The 19,702-nt window shown below is 67.8% G+C and carries 19 protein-coding genes; 13 read left to right on the top strand and 6 right to left on the bottom strand.

The annotated features are described in order from the left end of the window. Nucleotides 1-166 precede the first annotated feature (166 nt). The 6 genes from HZF07_RS12590 (at nucleotide 167) to HZF07_RS12565 (ending at nucleotide 5,127) form a co-directional block, all read left to right on the top strand. Nucleotides 167-622, top strand: coding sequence for a hypothetical protein (locus HZF07_RS12590; RefSeq protein WP_157342055.1), 456 nt, complete (start codon nucleotides 167-169; stop codon nucleotides 620-622). Between the two features lie 75 nt (nucleotides 623-697). Next, nucleotides 698-1,588 carry a nucleotidyltransferase family protein gene (locus tag HZF07_RS12585; protein ID WP_157342053.1) on the top strand — a complete coding sequence of 297 codons (891 nt, stop codon included), beginning with the start codon at nucleotides 698-700 and terminating at the stop codon, nucleotides 1,586-1,588. Beyond that, a complete protein-coding gene (locus HZF07_RS12580; protein ID WP_157342051.1) occupies nucleotides 1,585-1,866 on the top strand; it encodes a PqqD family protein in 282 nt (93 codons plus the stop codon). Before HZF07_RS12585 ends, HZF07_RS12580 begins: the two co-directional genes overlap by 4 nt. A gap of 121 nt (nucleotides 1,867-1,987) precedes the next feature. Beyond that, on the top strand, nucleotides 1,988-3,133 hold the full coding sequence (locus tag HZF07_RS24460) for a DUF1972 domain-containing protein (RefSeq protein ID WP_181645130.1): 1,146 nt from the start codon (nucleotides 1,988-1,990) through the stop codon (nucleotides 3,131-3,133). 1 nt (nucleotide 3,134) lies between these two features. Further along, entirely contained in the window at nucleotides 3,135-4,259 is a 1,125-nt protein-coding gene (locus HZF07_RS24455; RefSeq protein WP_181645129.1) for a Gfo/Idh/MocA family protein, read from the top strand. 4 nt (nucleotides 4,260-4,263) lie between these two features. Next, nucleotides 4,264-5,127 carry a hypothetical protein gene (locus tag HZF07_RS12565; RefSeq protein ID WP_157342049.1) on the top strand — a complete coding sequence of 288 codons (864 nt, stop codon included), beginning with the start codon at nucleotides 4,264-4,266 and terminating at the stop codon, nucleotides 5,125-5,127. 45 nt (nucleotides 5,128-5,172) lie between these two features. On the opposite strand, the gene HZF07_RS12560 is transcribed toward HZF07_RS12565, so the two are convergent. Beyond that, nucleotides 5,173-6,159, bottom strand: coding sequence for a glycosyltransferase family protein (locus HZF07_RS12560; RefSeq protein WP_157342047.1), 987 nt, complete (start codon nucleotides 6,157-6,159; stop codon nucleotides 5,173-5,175). Next, entirely contained in the window at nucleotides 6,156-7,481 is a 1,326-nt protein-coding gene (locus tag HZF07_RS12555) for a hypothetical protein (protein WP_157342045.1), read from the bottom strand. Before HZF07_RS12555 ends, HZF07_RS12560 begins: the two co-directional genes overlap by 4 nt. A 207-nt stretch (nucleotides 7,482-7,688) precedes the next feature. On the opposite strand from HZF07_RS12555, the gene HZF07_RS12550 reads away from it, so the two are divergent. The 3 genes from HZF07_RS12550 to HZF07_RS12540 all read left to right on the top strand — a co-directional run bounded on the left by HZF07_RS12550 (nucleotide 7,689) and on the right by HZF07_RS12540 (nucleotide 11,340). Then, entirely contained in the window at nucleotides 7,689-8,951 is a 1,263-nt protein-coding gene (locus HZF07_RS12550; protein WP_157342043.1) for a polysaccharide biosynthesis protein, read from the top strand. Between the two features lie 154 nt (nucleotides 8,952-9,105). Next, the gene (locus tag HZF07_RS12545) at nucleotides 9,106-10,047 is read left to right on the top strand and encodes a glycosyltransferase family 2 protein (RefSeq protein WP_157342041.1); all 942 of its coding nucleotides are present in this window, start codon (nucleotides 9,106-9,108) and stop codon (nucleotides 10,045-10,047) included. A gap of 120 nt (nucleotides 10,048-10,167) precedes the next feature. After that, the gene (locus tag HZF07_RS12540; protein WP_157342039.1) at nucleotides 10,168-11,340 is read left to right on the top strand and encodes a CDP-glycerol glycerophosphotransferase family protein; all 1,173 of its coding nucleotides are present in this window, start codon (nucleotides 10,168-10,170) and stop codon (nucleotides 11,338-11,340) included. A gap of 51 nt (nucleotides 11,341-11,391) precedes the next feature. Here HZF07_RS12540 and cysN read toward each other — a convergent pair whose 3' ends face one another. Continuing rightward, entirely contained in the window at nucleotides 11,392-12,699 is a 1,308-nt protein-coding gene (gene cysN, locus HZF07_RS12535) for a sulfate adenylyltransferase subunit CysN (RefSeq protein WP_157342037.1), read from the bottom strand. Continuing rightward, the gene (cysD, locus tag HZF07_RS12530) at nucleotides 12,699-13,613 is read right to left on the bottom strand and encodes a sulfate adenylyltransferase subunit CysD (protein WP_157342035.1); all 915 of its coding nucleotides are present in this window, start codon (nucleotides 13,611-13,613) and stop codon (nucleotides 12,699-12,701) included. The genes cysN and cysD overlap by 1 nt, the downstream gene beginning before the upstream one ends. Before the next feature lie 150 nt (nucleotides 13,614-13,763). On the opposite strand from cysD, the gene HZF07_RS12525 reads away from it, so the two are divergent. Next, nucleotides 13,764-14,330, top strand: a complete 567-nt coding sequence (locus tag HZF07_RS12525) for an arsenate reductase/protein-tyrosine-phosphatase family protein (protein WP_157342034.1) — start codon at nucleotides 13,764-13,766, stop codon at nucleotides 14,328-14,330. 9 nt (nucleotides 14,331-14,339) lie between these two features. Here HZF07_RS12525 and HZF07_RS12520 read toward each other — a convergent pair whose 3' ends face one another. Then, nucleotides 14,340-15,338, bottom strand: coding sequence for a sulfite exporter TauE/SafE family protein (locus HZF07_RS12520; protein ID WP_157342032.1), 999 nt, complete (start codon nucleotides 15,336-15,338; stop codon nucleotides 14,340-14,342). Continuing rightward, nucleotides 15,335-16,558: an adenylyl-sulfate kinase gene (gene cysC, locus HZF07_RS12515; RefSeq protein WP_309504715.1), complete on the bottom strand. Its 1,224-nt coding sequence runs from the start codon at nucleotides 16,556-16,558 to the stop codon at nucleotides 15,335-15,337. The genes HZF07_RS12520 and cysC overlap by 4 nt, the downstream gene beginning before the upstream one ends. 41 nt (nucleotides 16,559-16,599) lie before the next feature. Between cysC and HZF07_RS12510 the strand changes: the two genes are divergently transcribed. The 3 genes from HZF07_RS12510 (at nucleotide 16,600) to HZF07_RS12500 (ending at nucleotide 19,701) form a co-directional block, all read left to right on the top strand. Beyond that, nucleotides 16,600-17,559, top strand: coding sequence for an asparaginase (locus HZF07_RS12510; protein WP_157342028.1), 960 nt, complete (start codon nucleotides 16,600-16,602; stop codon nucleotides 17,557-17,559). Nucleotides 17,560-17,695: 136 nt separating this feature from the next. Then, nucleotides 17,696-18,736, top strand: coding sequence for a GDP-mannose 4,6-dehydratase (gene gmd, locus HZF07_RS12505; protein ID WP_157342027.1), 1,041 nt, complete (start codon nucleotides 17,696-17,698; stop codon nucleotides 18,734-18,736). Further along, the gene (locus HZF07_RS12500; RefSeq protein WP_157342025.1) at nucleotides 18,733-19,701 is read left to right on the top strand and encodes a GDP-L-fucose synthase family protein; all 969 of its coding nucleotides are present in this window, start codon (nucleotides 18,733-18,735) and stop codon (nucleotides 19,699-19,701) included. Before gmd ends, HZF07_RS12500 begins: the two co-directional genes overlap by 4 nt. Nucleotide 19,702 lies beyond the last annotated feature (1 nt).

Raw genomic sequence — 19,702 nt, 5'->3', positions numbered from 1 at the left:
AATCTGAGGAAATCTCCGCACGGATCTTGACGCAGCACTAATGTTCACGATTCAGGCCGAGCTCGGACGGCCCGCTCCGGAAGCAAACACACGAATGTGGGGAAAGATGCCGTCCATTGACTCGTCCTCGGTGCCTGACGACCTGATTGCACAGGAGCGGTCCGGCATGACCCGCCGCTCCGTTGTCCGTGCCGGAGCCGCGGCCGCGTGGGCGGTCCCGATGGTGCAGATCGCCGCGGCAGCGCCGAGCTTTGCTGCCTCCGGTCCGGCCAACCTGTCGACCAGCTCGGTCGGCACCGCCAGCCGCAACAAGAAGGACGTCACGATCCCGAACGTGGTCGTCGTGAACTCCAACAACCAGAGCACGACCGCGCTGACAGTGACCGTCGCGTCCAGCGGATCGCTGGCGGGCACGCAGCCCGCGGCGCCGACCGGGTGGAGCGCGGCCAGGTCCGGCAACTCGGTGGTCTTCACGCGGCAGTCGCAGCTGGCCGGCAACTCGTCGACCACGCCGGCCACGTTCTTGCTCACGCTGCAGAACAACCAGGCCACGACGCTCACCATCACCGCCTCCCCCGGCGCCACGGGAACGCCGAAGGCGTTCTCCAGCGTCACGGTCTGATCGGGACCCTGCGTTCCGCAGGTCCTGACCGAAGCTCCAGCAGTGGCACCGTCTTCGCTCACGTTGAGCGAGGCGGTGCCACTTGCATGTGCGCTGGTCGACCACGTGGCGCGGTCCCAGGGGATCCGTGCGCTCTGTGTGAAGGGCCCGGTGCTGACCGCGCAGGGACTCCGTCCCGCCTACAGCTCGGGCGACGTCGACGTCCTCGTCGATCCCGCCCGCGCCCCCGACCTGGTTCACGCACTCCGTGACCGTGGCTGGGAACACCGGCCGGACGACGCAGCGCCGTCTGTCCTCGGGGAGTTCGCGGGCACGCTGCGACACCCCACCTGGCCATGCGAGCTGGACCTCCACCACCGGTTCCCGGGGTTCCTCGCCCCACCCGAGGTCGTGTTCGAAGAGCTCTGGGAGCGACGCGTGACGGTCCGGGTGGCCGGCCGATCGGTGCAGGCGCCGGACCCGGCCGCCCACTCAGTCATTGCGGGCCTCAACTACATCCGGGACCTCGCGTCGCAGGACAGGGTCGTCGAGCTCGATGCTCTGGCGGCGGCCGTGGCGGCACACCCCGAGATCGAGGGCACGGACCTCGTCACGATCGCCGAGGCGACCGGTGCGGAGACGACGTTGCGGCCGCTCTTCCAGCGTGTCGGCGTCGACGTGCCCGACCGCGACCCCCGGTACGCCGACGGCCTGGACACGTGGCTGGTCCAGGCGACGTCGACCTCGTCGACGAGCGTGGGCTGGCTCTACGCCCTAACCCGCGAGCCGTGGCGCCGTCGCCCATCGCTCCTGTGGCGCGCTGCGTGGCCGGCCGCCGGATCGCTGCGCGTCAAGCACGACCGGCCCGATGCCAGCACACGCGAGCTGCTGGCCCTGCGCTGGCGACGGCTTTCCAGGGGCGTGGCAGCACTGCCGGGAGCGGCGCGCGCTCTCCGTTCGGCACGCCGGGACGGACGGCGTCGATGACGCCCGAGCGCTGGCTGCCGAGCCGCGAAGCGGCGTACGTGCAGATCGATGGGCGGGCGGCGGTGCTCGACCTGGGCGACCCGTCAGCGTTGCCCGTCATTCTCGAAGGCACCGGCGCCGAGCTCTGGCGCGATCTGGCGGGGGGCGTCTCGCTCGACGACCTGGTCGAGGCGCAGGTTCGACGCCACCCCGGTGTGGAGCGCACCACGATCGTCGCGGGAGTCGAGGCGTTCGTCGCCGACCTCGCCCGCAGGCGCCTCCTCGAGGTGGCGACGTGACGCGTCAGACCTCGTGTATTTCACGGTTCGACCAAACTGCGGACTGTCGTCGGCGATAATTCCTTCGGGGGAGAGGCTGCAGCCACGCCGGCGGCCTGCTGAACACTGATGGGGAACGGTTGTGCGCCAGACCAACGACACTCGGCCTGTCGTCCGGATCCTCGGGACGCACGGCGTTCCTGCGAACTACGGTGGCTTCGAGACGGCCGCTGAGAACGTCGCGCGCTACCTGGTCGACCACGGCTGGCGAGCCATCGTCTACTGCCAGACCGACCACGCTGGCCCGACATTCGAGGACACCTGGCAGGGCATCGAGAGGGTCAACATCTCCGTGCCGGACAAGGGCTGGACGGGGACGGCGCGCTTCGACTGGATCTCCATCTGGCACGCCGTGCGCCGGCGGGACCTGTGCCTGACGTTCGGCTACAACACCGGCGTCTTCAACCTGATCCAGTGGATCGCCGGTGTCCCGAACGTGATCAACATGGACGGGATCGAGTGGTCCCGCAAGCGATGGGGCAAGCTCCGCCAGGCGATCCTCTACGTCGGCGAGCGCTTCGCGGCGTGGACCGGCACCGAGCTGATCGCCGACCACCCGGAGCTGAACACCTACCTCCAGACCCGAGCGCCCGCCCGGAAGATCACCACGATCACCTACGGTGCGCACCCGATCGAGCACGCTTCCTCAGCGCCGGTGCGCGAGCTCGGGCTGGAGCCGGACGGCTACCTCACCCTCATCGCACGGCCGATCCCCGAGAACTCGATCCTCGAGATCGTCCAGGGGTTCTCCGCCCGCAAGCGCGGCGTGAAGCTCGCACTGCTCGGCAACTACGAAGCGGCGAGCGACCCCTACCACCGCGCCGTGATCGAGGCGGCGAGCGACGAGGTCGTCTTCCTCGGCGCGATCTACGAGCCGGAGCGCGTCCAGAGCCTGCGCTACCACTCGCTCGGCTACCTGCACGGGCACACGGTGGGCGGCACGAATCCGTCGCTCGTCGAGGCCCTGGCGGCGGGCAACCCCGTCATCGCCCACGACAACAAGTACAACGCGTGGGTGGCCGGAGCCGCGGGCCTCTACTTCAGCACTCCGGACGACGTGGACGCGCACGTCGATCGATTGATCTCGGACGTCGACCTGCGCAAGCAGCTGAGCGAGAACGCGCTCACCCGGCACCAGGACGAGTTCACCTGGGATCGCGTCGCCGGCCAGTACGAAGCGCTGCTGCGGAAGACGTTGGCGCGCACCACCAACAAGAAGAGGGCGTGACGTGGTCAACGTCGGAGTCATCGGTCTCGGGAAGATGGGGCTGTCCCACTTCTCGATCATCAACGCGCACGACAACGTCAAGGTCGTCGGCGTCTGCGACTCGAGCAGCTACGTGCTCGACGTGCTGAGCAAGTACACCGGGGTCGACACCTTCTCCGACTACGAGAAGATGCTGGAGTCGACCGGGGTCGAAGCCGTCGTGATCTCCACGCCGTCGAAGTTCCACGCGCCGATGGTGCGCGCTTGTCTCGAGCGGGGTCTGCACGTCTTCTGCGAGAAGCCGTTCTGCCTCGATCCTGCTGACTCGCTCGCGTTGGCGAAGCTCGCCTCGGACAGGGGTCTCGTCTCTCAGGTCGGCTACCACAACCGCCACGTCGGCGCGTTCGCGGAGGCCAAGCGGCTGCTCGATCTCGGCGTGCTCGGGAAGGTCAGCCACGTGCTGGCCGAGGCGTACGGACCCGTCGTCCTCAAGCCGAAGGGCAGCACCTGGCGCAGCCGGAAAGAGGAGGGCGGGGGCGCGCTCTACGACTACGCTGCCCACCCCGTCGACCTGCTGACCTGGTACTTCGGCCGCCCGGAGACGGTGTCGGGCACCTACCTCGGCCACGTCTTCTCCGAGGACACCGAGGACGAGGTCTTCACCACCCTCGACTGGGGTGGCGGCCTCAGCGGCCAGCTCAGCGTCAGCTGGTCCGACGAGTCGCACCGGAAGATGACGACCCGGGTGACCGTGTGGGGGACCAACGGCAAGATCTACGTCGACCGCCAGGAGATCCAGGTCTACCTGCGCGACGGTGTCGAGGCACCGGAGGGCTACGACACCGGGTGGACGGTGCGCTACACGACCGAGCTCAGCGACGAGGTGGACTTCTACGTCCGCGGTGAGGAGTACAGCGCGCAGCTCGCCACCTTCGTCAAGCGGGTGGAGGAGGGCGCCATCCGTGGTGCGGCCGACTTCGTCGAGGCGGCAGCGGCGGACGAGGTGCTCTACGCCATCGCGAACAACGACCGGGCCGGCGTTCGTCCTGTGGCGACGGGGGAGACGACGGACACGACACCGCGGCGCCGCAGCTGGCGGGAGCGCAGGGCCGCTCGTCGAGCGGTCCGCGCGGAGCTGAAGGGCTGAGACGATGGATCGACTTCTGTTCGGGGACAACCAGTTCTTCGGCGTCAACCACATGTCGGAGGAGAAGGCGCGCGCCCAGGCGATGCGCTTCCAGTCTCTCGACGCGATCATGTCCGTCCTCGACGCGGCGTACGACGCCGGCGTGACGACGTTCATGTGCACGACCCACGACCGGATCGCCTCGGTCACCGACCGGATGCGGACCGATCCGGAGCGCTACGAGAAGCAGGTCTTCTATCCCTGCATGCCGTACGCCCACAAGTACGCCAACGCGATGGCCGAGGAGGGCATGTTCGGCGCGATCCGGCAGTTCCTGCCCGACGGCGGTCTGATGGATGCCGCGATGCGTGGCGGGCGATCGCTGGCGAAGAAGGACATCGAGGGCATCACGACCCTGCTGATCGACGCCGAGATGAAGATGTTCACAGGACTGAAGACCCCGGTGGTCTTCCTGCAGAACGTCGTCGTCGACTTCCTGCTCGGCATGGGATTCACCGACGCGTTCCGGATCTTCGCCGAGCACGTGGCGACCCGGTACGACGCCGAGCCGGCCTTCATCACGATGAACCTGCCCCGGCTGCTGGACGCACTCGACTCGGTCGGCATCGTGAACCCGATCGTCTGCTCGAACATCAACAAGATCGGATTCCGGATGTCGGGCGGGATCGACTCCTACCTGGACGCCCTCCACAACCGGAAGTTCCGCGCGATCGCGATGTCGGTCTACGCATCCGGAGCGATCCGTCCGGAGGAGGCGATCGAGTGGGTCGCCGGCCTCCCGAACATCGAGTCGATCGTCTTCGGCGCCTCGAGCCGCGCCAACATCGAGTCGACCGTCGAGCTGGTCGACAGGTACTGGCACAGCTAGCGCAGTCATCGTGCGGCGCGGCTCCGCGCGCGAGCGGGCGTGCGACTATTCCGAGATGAGCGACGCCCCATCCGTCGCGAGGAAGGACTGCCAGGAGATGTCGACAGCGCGTCGGTAGGCCACGAGCAGTTGTCCAGCACCGGCCCGCTCGATACCCGTTCCGATCGCGCGGAGGTAGGAGTCGATCCGATCGTCGTCCACCAGAAGGTCGGAGCGACCGCCGTACAAGTCCGTCAGGAACGTCGAGCGCCTGCCAACGGTCAACGTTCCGCACTCCAGCGCCCGGAGGGCGACGCCGCTCTGGAAGTAGTTCCGATAGGGCATCAGAAGAACGCTGGCAGCACTCAGTTCTGCCTCCAGCTCGGTTTCGGTAAGGAACCGAGAGTCGACGGTCCAACCCGGTACGTCCGGCCAGCCTCGGCCAGAGATGCGCGTGTCGTATCCCAGCCGCGTGAGCTCGGGGCCCAGCCGAGCGAGAAGTTGCAGATCTCGCTCTGGCTTGTACTGCCCGGCCACGAGCACTAACGGGGCTGCGTCGCTCGCGTTCCCGTGCGCTGCGTCCGTGGACGTGACCGGGTGCAGCACCTTGGAGATGTGATGGTGGGGCAGTTGCTGTTGAGCCACCTCGAGGGCACGATCGGAGTGAACGATGACCATGGTTCGTTCCGCGGACTTGCCAGCGTTGACGACACGTCGACCCAGGTTGCCGTAGCCAGGTTGCTTCGTGATCGGAATCGGATCGTGGAGGACCAACGCGTGACGGGCGCGCGCAGACTGAAGCAGCGCTAGCTCCATGAGTCCCCAGGTCGGCCACAGCTGCAGGATTGGAACAGACGCGCGTCGAAACTGGCGAGTGTTCCGGACGGAGTCGACAGCCATCTTGATATGACCCGCGAGTCCGTGACCGCCCTCAACGCCCCGCATTCCGATGTCGGTTCCAACGAGGCCGATGCGGGCGAGCGTGTCTTGTAGTTCGGTTTCGTAGTGGCGCAGTGCCTGGGGGAGCGGGTTCGACAGGCTGATTGATCTCAAGACTCAGACTTTCCCGAGGGGATCACATGAGCATCCATCGCGGCGACCGAGGTCGCTCGAAGTTGCTCAAGCTCGCTAGCAGCCGTAGCGAGTAATGCGAAGACAAGCATCTCCCACTGCGTGATCAGGGCGACGGCGGTCAAGGCGACGCTCATTGCTGCGACGCCGGCGGTCGCCGGCCCAGGCCTGCGAAAGATGGCGAGGATCAGCGGGCAGAGCATCAGCGCGAGGAGTGCAAGCGCTACCAAGCGACCATCCTGAAGGGCCAGCCTGAGATAAGCGTTGTCAACGGATTGGAAGAGTCCCTTGATTCCCGGCGCGGTACCGATCCATTGAGTCAATGGCAGTCCTTGTTCGAGGACAAAGCTCCGGTACGTCGACGAATCGCTGAGTTCGACTTCCGTCGACGATGAGACCGTGGTGTAGCTGGTAGCCACGTAATAGGCCGCCGCTGCCAACACGCCGATGATGAGAACGCGGCCGGATGCGCGCTTCCGCCGACCATAGTCGCTCCAGAGGGCGAGCAAGGTCGAGAGCGCGACGGCCAATACCGCTGTCCGGGAGAGCGACGCTGCGGCGCCGGCGGCAATGACTAGCCAGTAGACGACGGGGTGCCTGGAGCGCATCGCCAGTGGTGCCAGCATCGCCAAGAAGCAGCCCAAGGCAATCGAATGGCCGAACGCGGCCTCAGACCGCGCGTGACCGTTGCGGAGCTGGATTGTTTGCCAGATCTCCTTGAGCTGAGCGATCCCGGTGTACCCAGTGTCAGCGAACATGTGGACGTCGGTGGCCCATTCGGCGACCGACCACACGGCTACGACCAATCCTGCGGCGAGGAAAGCGCGATAGACCGGCTCGAGGCCCACCTGTTTGACGGTCAGTCGCACCAGGAAGTACGGCACAGACCACCGGAGGGTGGCATCGCTGAAGAAGGCCGGCGATCCCCCGAACTGCCAGGCGATGAACGTGCCTGCCCAGAGAGCGACGACGAGCCAGTCGTAGATGTTGAGCTGAAAACTCATCCCACTGGTCGCGATGAAGAACAATGCGGCGACCGCGAGGAGAGTCGCGAACGGGACCTGAACACCTCCGACCGTGACCCCGAACCAGATCGGGATGCAAATGGTCGCGCCCAGCCAGATCGCGAATGGTGTGCGGAGAGTAGCGTCCACCCTTGTCAGGAGTAGCGATAGCGCCCCTACTGTGATCGCGTAGACGGCAGATCGTGTGGTGTAGGCAACGGCCAGGACGATCGCGGCGCCGAGAAGGGCGGACGTGAGCGCAGGGCCGCCCAGTTGGCGTGTTTCGTAGGTTCGTGCCATCGATCTCTCCAAGGTGAGACGGCCGAGCGGGGCTAACCAGTGGAGAGGCGCTGACCGGCAACGATTCTATCCGACGAGAGTCGCGATCGAAGCCGGTTCGCGAATGCAGAGGCGGTCCGCCGCTTAGGATGTGGGGAGTCGCGTCGCATGGTTGAGGGACGTGAGAGAAACCCTTTGCCAAGGAGCCCGTTGTCAGGAGTCGAGTCGGTGCGCCGCCATCCGCGCCGTACGGTGAGACAACAGGTCGCGACGGACATACCGTGGCGGCGTCTCGTCGGGTTCGCGGGCATCCCGGCGCTCGCGATGCTCTCCCCGTTGGTTGTCCTGCCTGCCATCACCTCCTCTGCGGGGGCTGACGGTTGGAGCGCTATCGCTCTCGGCCAGGCGATCGGCACCTTTGTGATGATGGCAGTCGGATACGGGTGGGGCACTACAGGTCCGAGCGTGATTGCCGTTGCGCAGCAGGAGGACCGCAATCGCTACTACCGGGCGAGCCTGACTTCCAGGACGTGTGTCGCCAGCTTGCTCATCCCTTTGGGAGCTGTGGCAACTGGCCTGCTGGGCGCCGACCATCAAGTCGCTGCCGTCGTGATGGCGCTTGCTTACGGCACTTGGGGTCTAGGCCCGATCTGGTATCTGGTGGGCACGGGAAGCTCGAGGGCGATTCTGCTTTTCGACACCTTCCCCAAGGTTGGTGTGAGTGCGCTGAGTGCGGTTCTGCTCGTCCAGGGGGTTCCCCTGGTGGTGTATCCGCTGCTCTTTCTGCTCGCGGCCCTGGCCAGCGCGAGCCTGGGAGCCTTTCGCTTCGGTGGGCGCCTAGACCGAGACGACTTCGCTGCAGGGCTGGGGCACCTCCGGCAGAACGCCGGTCTCGTGAGCTCGCGGTTGGTCCAGGCTGGATACACGGCCCTTGCCGTGCCGCTCGTCATGATCGTCGCTCCGCACGCGGTTGCCGAGTACGCAGCAGTGGATCGCCTGCGAATCCTCAGCCTGACGGCACTGTCGTCCATCGCGGCTGGCTTTCAAGGTTGGGTCTCCACGAACGATCCCTCGGAGTCGGACTCGCGGAGCAAGCGCGCAACTGTACTTACCCTCTGCCTGGGCACGCTCGTCGGCGTCGGGTTCGTCGTCATGCGCCCCGTGATCGAATCCCTGATCTTCAGGAACGAGGTGAGCATCAGCGTCGTGACGGCGGCGGCGACCGGGCTGACCGTTGCGTTGGGAAGCGGAAGCCTGAGTCTGACCCTCTATTACCTTGCTCGGATCGGACAGGTTCGCACGATCGCATTCAGCGGAATCGCGGCCAGCGCCGTCGGGGTGCCGTTGTTGCTCGTCCTGGGCGACGCGTTCGGCGCGGCGGGGGCTGCGGTGGCGGTGGCGGTGGCAGAGGCGATCGTCATCGTGGTCCAGGTGGCGGGTCTCCACCGCGTGCGCTTTTTGATCGGCGCGAGCGCCGGTGCACAACCTTGACGCACCAAGGTTGGACACGCTGTGATCCGCCGTCGTCGTCAGACCCGGTTCGGCAGGAGCAGTCGGCTCAAAGGGCCATCGATAGTGTGGCGCCCGAATAGAATCGGTCGGATCCTGCTTGTTGCGAGGGATGGGCGGATCGGCGGAACTGCACATGGACGCGCAGCAAAGGAGCCTGGCCATCGAGACTGGCCCGCAAGTGGTGGACCGCTCCAGCGACGCAGAACCTGCGAACTCGGTGCTGATCGTTCACCACAACAGTGTCGACACGATCTGGACGACGGTTCGTGCGGTCGTCGATGAAGGGGTAAGCCCTACTGAGATCACTGTTGTCGACAACAGCGAGTCGATTGATGTCAGCGTTGAGCTCCGTGAGCGAAACGACATAGGCATCAACCTCCTGTTCACCGACAACGCCGGCTACGCGGCTGCCGTCAACACTGGTGTCCGGCATCTCGCGAGTGAGGGTCGGCTACGAAGTCGTGTGCTCGTCCTCACGCATGAGACACTCCCCGAACTAGGTGCCATCCACGCCCTTGAGCAGGCAATGCTCGCCACCGGCGCCGTTGCTGTCGGTCCGACACTTGTTGTCGGACACGGCGCCGATGCCCGGGTCTGGTCACGCGGCGGAGTGCTCTCGAAGCGACTGCTGAGGCCGTCGCACGTCGGTCATGGCGAGCCGTGGCCCGAGCGAGTTCGACTGCCCGAGTCACCGGTCAGGCGGCGATGGTTGGACGGCGCAGCCGTCTTGTACGACGGAGAGACGCTGCGCGATCGGCCGTTGCCGGAGCAGTACTTCCTGTATCTCGAGGAGTTGGACTACCACGTCCAGCTCGGCCGAGACGGCAAGACCGTCTACTGGCAGCCCTCCGCTGTGATGCACCAGGCGTCGGATGGCGTTCCGCCCTACTACCTGCTCAGGAACACCGTCCTCTTCCAACGACGATGGGGCCGCTGGCCGTACTCGACACTGGCAGTCGGGATCGCTGCGGGTGGCGCTTGGCGTCGAAGTCGGCGGCGGGAACCATCCCGGACTCGTGTGGTCGGAGGTCTCTGGCAGGCGCTCAAGGATGGCCGTGCTGCCGCGAAAGCTTGAGGCCCGTCTGCCGGCGCGTCACCGAGGCCGACCGTCGGGTGTTTTCGGGAATCGGGGACTGCGGCCGCGCAGTCCATTGCAAGCGCACAAGGAATGGGAACCTGAGCATTGGAGTCTGTTGTGAATCGGCTCCTCACCTACCTGATTGGTTTGATCAATCAGTACGTGCCGAAATCGAGTTCTGTTCTCCTAGTGGGAACTCCCCCAGAGGAAGCGAACATCGTTGAGATCGGTCGACAAGCTTCGCGATGGCGGGGCGGGCGCGTCTACTGGGTCGACGCGCCCGACGACGACTATCTCGCGGCGTTGGGAATCCGAGGGCAGGACATCGTCCGGATTCTGAGTCGACATCGTGGGAGGGTCCTTTGGCGCTTCCTGCGGGCCCGCATCGTGTTCTTCACCCACGGCGTCCTCGGCCAGCCAGCACCCGCGCCGACCCAGCTGGTCGTGAATCTGTGGCACGGCGAGGGGCCCAAGGGCGGTGGCAAGTTGTTTCCGACCCGACGCCTCAAGTCGCAACCGGCCTCGATGATGGTCGGGCAATGTTCAGCGATGAGCGACTACATGGCCGACCTCGGCGACATCGATCCCGGGCGAATGCGGTGGCTGGGGTATCCGCGTTCGGATCAGTTGCGTCGCGGCGTCGCAGCCGAGCGACTCGAGGCACTCGGAATTGAGAGACCTTACGTCGTCTGGATGCCGACATACCGACGCGCGGGCACACCGGAAGGCGGCGTCGCTTGGAGCAACACAACAGACGTCGCGAGTGATGAAGGACTCGGCTCGGGTCTCGTCGACGCTGTCGGACTGCTCCAAGACCAGGGACTCGCAGTGATCGTGAAACCGCATCCTCTTGACATCGTGAACCGCGAGGTTCCGGGCGCTATCACCATCGACGACGGCACGCTGCGTCGAGCGGGGATCGGCCTTTACGAGCTGTTGGGGTCGGCCGCCGGGCTCATCAGCGACTACTCGGCGGTGTGGGTCGACTTCTTGGTAACCGACCGACCGATCGCATTCCACGTCGCAGACGAGCCCGCCTTCCGGAGCGGAAGAGGCGCTTTGCCGCCGGCGTTCGACATGCCGCTCCCGGGGCCGGATCTGTCCGCGGCCGGTGCACTCGAGGACTTCATCAGGGATCTGAGTGGCACAGCGACCGCTTGGCCCGCCGAGAGGGCAAGGGTGCGCGCGGCGCTCGGGCTCCACGAGGAACCCGGGTCGGCTGAGCGGGTCTGGCGGACGGTGCTGTCCGAGCTGCGGCGGTGTGGCGGACGCTGCCCGGCCGCCATGTGACTGCGGACCTCTGCGCGTTGGTACGCCCAGTCACATGGCGGTTAGCAGCCCTCAGCTGCCGCTATTGATCATTCCCGCACCGACGGTGACGCCGGTGGCCTCGTCGATGAGGATGAACGAACCGGTGGTCCGGTTCTTGGAGTACGGGTCACACAGAAGCGGCACGGTGGTGCGCAGCTGGACGCGGCCGATCTCGTTGAGGCCGAGCTCCTTGGTGTCCTGGTCGCGGTGCAGGGTGTTGACGTCGAGGCGGTACTGGATGTCCTTGACCAGCGCCCGCGCGGAGCGGGTGGTGTGCTTGATCGCGAGCTTCTGGCGCGGGCGCAGCGGCTCGTTGGTCATCCAGCAGACCATCGCGTCGATGTCCTGCGACGGCTTCGGGGCGTTGTTGACCCGGGCGATCATGTCGCCGCGCGACACGTCGACGTCGTCCTCGAGACGGACGGTCACCGACATCGGCGGGAACGCCTCGGTGATCTCGCGGTCGAAGAGGTCGATGCCGGCGATCTTCGAGGTCATGCCCGAGGGCAGCACGACGACCTCGTCACCCGGCTTGAGCACGCCGCCGGCGACCATGCCGCCGTAGCCGCGGTAGTCGTGGTGCTCGTCGGACTTGGGGCGCACGACGTACTGCACCGGGAACCGGACGTCGACGAGGTCGCGGTCGGAGGCCACGTGCACGTGCTCGAGGTGGTGCATGAGCGTGGGGCCGGAGTACCACGGCATGTTCTCGGAGCGCGTCACCACGTTGTCGCCCTGGAGCGCGGAGATCGGGATGACCACCAGGTCCGGGATGTTGAGCTTGGTGGCGAACTGGGTGAACTCGGCGTGGATCCGCTCGTAGATCGCCTCGTCGAAGTCGACGAGGTCCATCTTGTTGACCGCGAGCACGAGGTGCGGGACGCGGAGCAGCGAGAGGATCACCGCGTGCCGGCGGGACTGCTCGGTGAGGCCCTGACGGGCGTCGACGAGCACCAGGCCGAGGTCGGCGGTGGAGGCGCCGGTGACCATGTTGCGGGTGTACTGCACGTGGCCGGGCGTGTCCGCGATGATGAACTTGCGGCTCGGGGTCGCGAAGTAGCGGTAGGCGACGTCGATCGTGATGCCCTGCTCGCGCTCGGAACGGAGGCCGTCGGTGAGCAGCGCGAGGTCGGTGTAGTCGTAGCCCTTGGACTGCGAGGTCGCCTCGACGGCCTCCAGCTGGTCCTCGAAGATCGACTTCGAGTCCAGCAGGAGCCGCCCGATGAGCGTCGACTTGCCGTCGTCGACCGAGCCGGCCGTGGCGAAGCGGAGCAGGTCCATGTTGCGCGTCTGCTCCGCGACCTCGGCCTTCGTGAGGTCGGTGGTCTGGTCGCTCATCAGAAGTAGCCTTCCTTCTTCCGGTCCTCCATGGCTGCCTCGGAGAACCGGTCGTCGCCGCGGGTCGCGCCGCGCTCTGTGACGCGGGCGATGGCGACCTCGTCGATGATCTTGTCGATGGTGTCCGCCTCCGACTCGACGCATCCGGTCAGCGTCAGGTCCCCGACGGTGCGGAACCGGACGGTGCGCTCCTCGACGGTCTCGCCGGAGCGGAGCGGGTTGTAGTCGGACTCCGTCAGCAGCATGCCGTCGCGCTCGAAGACCCGGCGCTGGTGGGAGAAGTAGATCGAGGGGATCTCGATGCCCTCTCGACCGATGTAGTGCCAGATGTCCAGCTCGGTCCAGTTGGAGATCGGGAAGATCCGCATGTGCTCGCCCTCGTGGATCCGGCCGTTGTAGAGGCTCCACAGTTCGGGGCGCTGCATCTTCGGGTCCCACTGGCCGAACTCGTCGCGGTGGGAGTAGACCCGCTCCTTGGCGCGCGCCTTCTCCTCGTCGCGCCGGCCACCGCCGAAGGCGGCGGTGAAGCCGCCCTCCTCGAGGGCGTTCAGCAGGGTGCCGATCTGGAGGCGGTTGCGGCTGGTCTTGCCGTCGTCGATGACGACGCCGTCGGCGATGGCCTCCTCGACACTGGCCACGATGAGGCGGGCTCCGAGCCGGCTGACCCAGTTGTCCCGACAGGCGAGCACCTCCGGGAAGTCGTAGCCGGTGTCGACCTGGAGCACGGGGAAGGGGATCTTGGCCGGGTAGAAGGCCTTCTCGGCGAGGCGCATCATCACGATCGAGTCCTTGCCCCCCGAGAACATGAGGACGGGCTTCTCGAACTCGGCGGCGACCTCGCGGAAGATGTGGATCGACTCCGCCTCCAGCTGGTCGAGCTGACTCAGCCGGTAGTCGGCGTGGGTGGCGGTCATGAGTTGAATGGTGCCTCTCGTCGGGACAAGCAGCCCTCATGCTAGCGGGCGTCGGAGCGCCTAACCCAACCCGCCCACTCGACAACCAGGCCGGGGACTAGGCTGCCGCCGGACGCGACCCGACGTCCCCGCCCCTCGCCGGAGTCACCCATGGCCGCCGTCCCCTTCCACATCCTCACCGTCTGCGTCGGCAACGTGTGCCGCTCGCCACTCGCCGAGCGGCTCCTCCAGCAGCGCCTGGACCAAGTCGCGCCCGGGCGGACCGTGGTCTCGAGCGCCGGCGTCGGGGCCGTCGTCGGATCAGGCATGGACGTCGCTGCCGCCTCGGAGCTGGCCCGACTGGGCGGGAGCGGCGAGGGCTTCGTCGCCCGCCAGCTCACGGGCGCGATCCTCCGGGACGCCGACCTGGTGCTCACCGCGACCCGCGACGTGCGCACCAGGGCGCTCGCGGAGCACCCCGGCGCGCTGCGGCGGGCGTTCACGCTGCCCGAGCTCGCTGCGATCCTTTCCGCGCCGACGTTCAGCCCGGGTGACGACGCCGCCGCGCTGGTCGGTGCTGCCGCCCGGAGCCGAGGCCTGGCTGCCGGGGTCGATCTGGACATCGCCGACCCGATCGGCCGCTCGGCCGAGGTCCACCGTCAGGTGGCCGACGCGATCGACGAGCAGGTGGCAGCGATCGCCGCCGGTCTGGGCAGCGCGCTCACCGGGACGGGCTGAGCGCCGGCCTCATCGTTGCTCGTGCGCACGCTCGCCGTACTCGACGTTGTCGAGCTCGGTGACCGTGGGCGCGCCGAACATCGGCAACCCCTGGGTGCGGCGGATGAGGCCCCAGATCAGTGGCACGAAGACCAGCATCGCCACGCCGACTCCGGCGATCAGCATCGGGTGCGTCTCGTCCTCGCCCAACGGCGCCCAGCCGGCCTTGTCGAGCAGCGCCACGCCGGACATGGTGAGGACGATGACGATGCCGCGACGGATGACCGACTGCGGCACGCGGGGGGCGATCTTGCTGCCCAGGATCGTGCCGGGCAGCGAACCGAGCACGAGTGGCACCAGGATCGACCAGTCGAGGCCGTGCAGGGCGATGTTCGAGATCGCCGCGGCAAGGACGAGGGGGACCGCCTGGACCAGGTCGGTCCCGACCAGCCGCACCGCCGACAGCCCGGGGTAGAGCATCAGCAGCGCGATCATGATCACCGATCCGGAGCCGACGCTCGTGATGCCGACCAGCAGGCCACCGGCAGCACCCACGAGCAGCGTCGGGATGATCCGGACGTGCGGGGTCGGGTCGGCCTCGGGAGCACCGCTGCGGACGCGACGCAGGTTGATGTAGAGGCGCAGGGCGTACGTCGCCGCCGCGAGCAGCAGCGCGAACCCGATACAGAGCTTCAGCAGGTCGTCGAGCGTCTCCGGTGAGTCGCCCGCGATCTGGAAGATCAGCCAGGGGCCGAGCAGCGCCATCGGCACCGACCCCAGGATCAGCCACTTCGCCAGGGTCAGGTTGGGGGAGCCCTCTCGGGCGTGCACCGCGGCGCCGCCGGTCTTGTAGATGGCCGCGGCCGTGAGGTCGGCGGTGACCACGGTGGCGGCGTCGCCGACGCCGAGGAAGATGAGTGCCGGCGTCATCAACGCCCCACCGCCCATGCCGGTGAGGCCGACGACCACACCGACGAGGAAGCCCGCCACCAGGATGGAGGCGAAGCCATCGCCGATCAGATCGTTCATGACGGGATCCTTCCAGGGATGGCCAGGTCGAGGTAGCCCGCCTCGGCGAGCGCGCCGAGCACGTCGTCGAGGGCGTCCTCGATGGTGCGGCCGGTGGTGTCGACGCGGACGTCGGCGTCCTCCGGCTCCTCGTACGGCGAGGAGATGCCGGTGAACTCGGGGATCTCCCCGCTCCGGGCCTTGGCGTAGAGGCCCTTCCGGTCGCGTCGCTCGCACTCCTCGAGCGGGGTGGCGACGTGGACGAGGAAGAACGCGCCACCGGCGTCCTCCACCATCGCGCGCACCTGCTGGCGGGTCGCGTCGAAGGGCGCGATCGGGCTGCACACCGCGAGTCCGCCGTGCCGTGAGATCTCCGCGGCCACCCAGCCGATCCGGCGGATGTTGGTCTCCCGGTCCTCCTTGGAGAACGTCAGGCCGGCGGACAGGTGTCGGCGCACGACGTCGCCGTCGAGGCTGGTGACGCTTCGCGTGCCCTGCTCCAGCACCTTGTCCATCAGCGCCCGGGCGAGCGTGGACTTCCCGCTGCCCGACAGGCCGGTGAAGAACAGCACGAGTCCCTGGTCAGCGGGCGCGGGCAGGTCCTGGTCGACGATCGCCTGGATCGACGGGGGACACGGCGAGGTCGAGTCGGGTACGCCGATGGTCTGGTCGTCGCCCGCGTAGTTGGCGACCACGCGGACGCCGAGCTCGTGATCGGCGTCGGCGTCGTCGTGCGAGGCCAGCGGCACGGCCACTACGACGGCGTCGGGCAGCAGGTCGGCTGCGGCCAGTGTGGCTCGGATGAGCGCGGTCGTGGACAGCTCGGGAGTGCCGTGCCCCACCAGCGCCAGCAGCACCAGCGGCCCGGCCGACCGGAGCACGAGGAGCTCGTCCTCGGTGAGCGCGTCGACGACCGGCACGACTGCGCGCCCGGCGTACTGGTCGCGGACCTGCGCCGGGGAGAGGTAGAGCCGGCGGAAGGGACCGTACTGGGCGTGCGTCAGCGCCGTGACCACGCCGCCCGGGACCGTGACCCGGGCGAGCGGCAGGCCCTCGGGGTCGACGATCTCGACCTCTCCGGCGGCCTCGGCCGCCGTGGCCACCGTGGCTGGGAGCGTGAGGGTGATCGGGCTGCCGGGCTCGCCGAACCCGACCGTCGGGGCGAGGGCTCCGCTCGTGAGCAGCTCGAGATCGTCGAGCTCGCGCGGCGTGGGGCAGTGCTGCGGAGGGGGCGTCGACACGGCCGCAATCCTGCCATTCCCGCTGAAGTTAGTGTGCATCCATGTCATTCCCCGTCGTCGTGGCTGAGCTCGTCCGATCCGGCTTCGTCGAGGGGCACCACCACGGCTCGGTCGTCGCGCTCGATCGCGCCGGCGAGGTCGACTGGGCGGTCGGGAGCGTGGACCACCCGATCCTGCCGCGGTCCTGCAACAAGCCGATCCAGGCGCTCGCGATGGTGCGGCTCGGGCTCGACCTGCCGCTGGACCTGCTGGCGCTGGCGTGCGCCTCACACTCGGGGGAGCCCTTCCACCTCGACGGCGTACGCCGGATCCTCGCGCTCGCCGGCCTGCCCGAGTCGGCCCTGCAGACCCCTCCCGACCTCCCGTTCGATGCCGAGGAACGCGACGCAGTCGTGCGCGCCGGTGGCGGTCCGACTTCCGTGCAGATGAACTGCTCCGGCAAGCACGCCGCCATGCTGCTCACCTGCCTGCGCCAGGGGTGGGACACGGCGACCTACCTCGACCCCGAGCACCCGCTCCAGCGCGCCATCCACGACACGTTCGAGGACCTGACCGGTGAGCCCGTGGACGCCACCGGGATCGACGGCTGCGGCGCACCCGTGCTGTCGGCGTCGCTGATCGGGCTGGCACGCGCGTTCCGGCGCCTCGCGACCGCCACTGCCGGTCCGGAGCGCGTCGTCGCGGACGCGATCCGAGCGCACCCGGAGTGGGTCTCGGGCACGCGCCGTGACGAGCGGGCGCTGCTGGCAGCGATCCCGGGCGCGATCGGGAAGATGGGCGCCGAGGCGTGCTACGCCCTGGCCCTCCCGGACGGCCGGGCGTTCGCGCTCAAGGTCGACGACGGTGGCGACCGCGCTCGTCCGGTGGTCATGGCCGCGGCCCTGCAACGTTCGAAGGTGGAGCGCGAGCCCGGCGTCGACGGTGATGCCGTACGACGGACGGGACGCGCGCCCGTCCTGGGCGGCGGCCGCGAGGTCGGCGAGATCCGTCCATTGCTCTGATGCGCGACGGTCGCCCGATCGGTTGGCTCGGGTACGACGCCGGTCCGTCCCATGGTCGCCTCCTCAGATGCGAGGTCCGAGGGCCGAGATGGGAAAGTTAGACTTCAGAAGTTGTTCTCGAACGTAAGGGCGGTTGATGAGGCGAGCACTGATCACGGGGATCACTGGCCAGGACGGGTCGTACCTGGCGGAGCTCCTGCTCGGCAAGGGTTATGAGGTGCACGGCCTGATCCGGCGCGCCTCGACGTTCAACACGTCGCGCATCGACCACCTCTACCAGGACCCGCACGACCCGGAGGCGCGGCTGTTCCTCCACTACGGCGACCTGTCCGACGGTGCTCGCCTGGTCACGCTGCTGCACGAGATCCAGCCCGACGAGGTCTACAACCTCGCGGCGCAGTCGCACGTGCGGGTGAGCTTCGACGAGCCCGAGCACACCGGCGACACGACCGGTCTCGGCGCGATGCGGCTGCTCGAGGCGGTCCGGATGGCGGGCATCGAGTGCCGCTACTACCAGGCGTCCAGCTCGGAGATGTTCGGCGCGACGCCGCCTCCGCAGAACGAGGAGACGCCGTTCTACCCGCGTTCGCCGTACGGCGCGGCCAAGGTCTACGCCTACTGGGTGACCAGGAACTACCGCGAGGGCTACGGCATGTACGCGGTCAACGGCATCCTCTTCAACCACGAGTCCCCGCGCCGAGGCGAGACCTTCGTGACCCGCAAGGTCACCCGCGCGGTCGCGCGGATCCAGGCGGGTCTCGACGACTACGTCTACATGGGCAACCTGGACGCCGTGCGCGACTGGGGCTACGCGCCCGAGTACGTCGAGGGCATGTGGCGGATGCTGCAGGCCGACGAGCCGGACGACTTCGTGCTGGCGACCGGCGGCAACTTCACGGTCCGCGACTTCGTGGTCACGGCCTTCGAGCACGCCGGCCTGGACTGGGAGAAGCACGTCAGGTTCGACGAGCGCTACCTGCGGCCCACCGAGGTCGACGCACTCATCGGCGACGCCAGCAAGGCCGAGCGCGTCCTCGGCTGGAAGCCGGTCGTGCAGACCGACGAGCTCGCCCGGATCATGGTCGACGCCGACATCGAGTCGCTCAAGCACGCGGGCCGTCCGTGGATCGACCAGTGCCGTCTCGACGGGTGGCCGGTCCTGGGTTCTGCGGAATGAGCGACGCCGCCCTCGCCCTCGACATCGACGCGCCGTTCTACGTCGCGGGTCATCGGGGACTGGTCGGCGGCGCGATCTGGCGCGCCCTCGAGGGGCGCGGGCACAGCAACCTGCTGGGCCTGCCGTCCAGCGAGCTCGACCTGAAGGAGCGCGACGACGTCTTCGACTTCTTCGCGACCCATCGCCCGACCTACGTCGTGCTCGCGGCGGCCAAGGTCGGCGGGATCCTCGCCAACAGCACCTATCCGGTCGACTTCCTCAGCGACAACCTCCGCATCCAGACCAACGTCATGGACGCGGCCCTGCTGCACGGGACCGAGCGGCTGCTGTTCCTCGGGTCATCGTGCATCTACCCGAAGTTCGCGGCCCAGCCGATCCGGGAGGACTCGCTCCTGACCGGTCACCTGGAGCCGACGAACGACGCCTACGCGATCGCGAAGATCGCCGGCATCCTCCAGGTCCAGGCGGTGCGGCGGCAGTACGGAAAGCCGTGGATCTCGGCGATGCCGACCAACCTCTACGGGCCCGGCGACAACTTCTCGACGACCGGCAGCCACGTGCTGCCGGCGCTGATCCGCCGCTACGACGAGGCCCGCGCGTCGGGTGCGGAGTCGGTGACCAACTGGGGGACCGGCAAGCCGCGGCGCGAGTTCTTGCACGTCGACGACATGGCGGCCGCGTGCCTCTACCTCATGGAGCACTACGACGGGCCCGAGCAGGTCAACGTGGGCACCGGGCGCGACGCGACGATCCGGGAGATCGCGCAGCTGGTCGCGGAGGCTGTCGGCTTCGAGGGCCAGACGAGCTGGGACACCAGCAAGCCCGACGGCACCCCCCAGAAGCTGCTGGACGTCACCAAGCTGCACGAGATCGGCTGGGACGCCCGGATCGGGCTCCGCGAGGGGATCGCGTCCACGGTCGAGTGGTACAGGGAGAACGTCGACTCGCTCCGCGAAGCCGGCTGAC

It is taken from the genome of Nocardioides agri, from assembly GCF_013778305.1.
Taxonomy (GTDB): domain Bacteria; phylum Actinomycetota; class Actinomycetes; order Propionibacteriales; family Nocardioidaceae; genus Nocardioides; species Nocardioides agri.
Note: the sequence above shows the minus strand (reverse complement) of the source record. Positions and strands in the feature narration are given on the sequence as shown.

Excerpts from the sequence above, each read along its gene's own strand:
- HZF07_RS12545 (WP_157342041.1), top strand. The coding sequence starts at position 9,106 with ATGGACGCGCAGCAAAGGAGCCTGGCCATCGAGACTGGCCCGCAAGTG.
- HZF07_RS12590 (WP_157342055.1), top strand. The coding sequence starts at position 167 with ATGACCCGCCGCTCCGTTGTCCGTGCCGGAGCCGCGGCCGCGTGGGCG.
- cysN (WP_157342037.1), bottom strand. The coding sequence starts at position 12,699 with ATGAGCGACCAGACCACCGACCTCACGAAGGCCGAGGTCGCGGAGCAG.
- HZF07_RS12565 (WP_157342049.1), top strand. The coding sequence starts at position 4,264 with ATGGATCGACTTCTGTTCGGGGACAACCAGTTCTTCGGCGTCAACCAC.
- HZF07_RS12555 (WP_157342045.1), bottom strand. The coding sequence starts at position 7,481 with ATGGCACGAACCTACGAAACACGCCAACTGGGCGGCCCTGCGCTCACG.
- HZF07_RS12525 (WP_157342034.1), top strand. The coding sequence starts at position 13,764 with ATGGCCGCCGTCCCCTTCCACATCCTCACCGTCTGCGTCGGCAACGTG.
- HZF07_RS12510 (WP_157342028.1), top strand. The coding sequence starts at position 16,600 with ATGTCATTCCCCGTCGTCGTGGCTGAGCTCGTCCGATCCGGCTTCGTC.
- gmd (WP_157342027.1), top strand. The coding sequence starts at position 17,696 with ATGAGGCGAGCACTGATCACGGGGATCACTGGCCAGGACGGGTCGTAC.
- HZF07_RS12520 (WP_157342032.1), bottom strand. The coding sequence starts at position 15,338 with ATGAACGATCTGATCGGCGATGGCTTCGCCTCCATCCTGGTGGCGGGC.
- HZF07_RS12500 (WP_157342025.1), top strand. The coding sequence starts at position 18,733 with ATGAGCGACGCCGCCCTCGCCCTCGACATCGACGCGCCGTTCTACGTC.
- cysD (WP_157342035.1), bottom strand. The coding sequence starts at position 13,613 with ATGACCGCCACCCACGCCGACTACCGGCTGAGTCAGCTCGACCAGCTG.
- HZF07_RS12580 (WP_157342051.1), top strand. The coding sequence starts at position 1,585 with ATGACGCCCGAGCGCTGGCTGCCGAGCCGCGAAGCGGCGTACGTGCAG.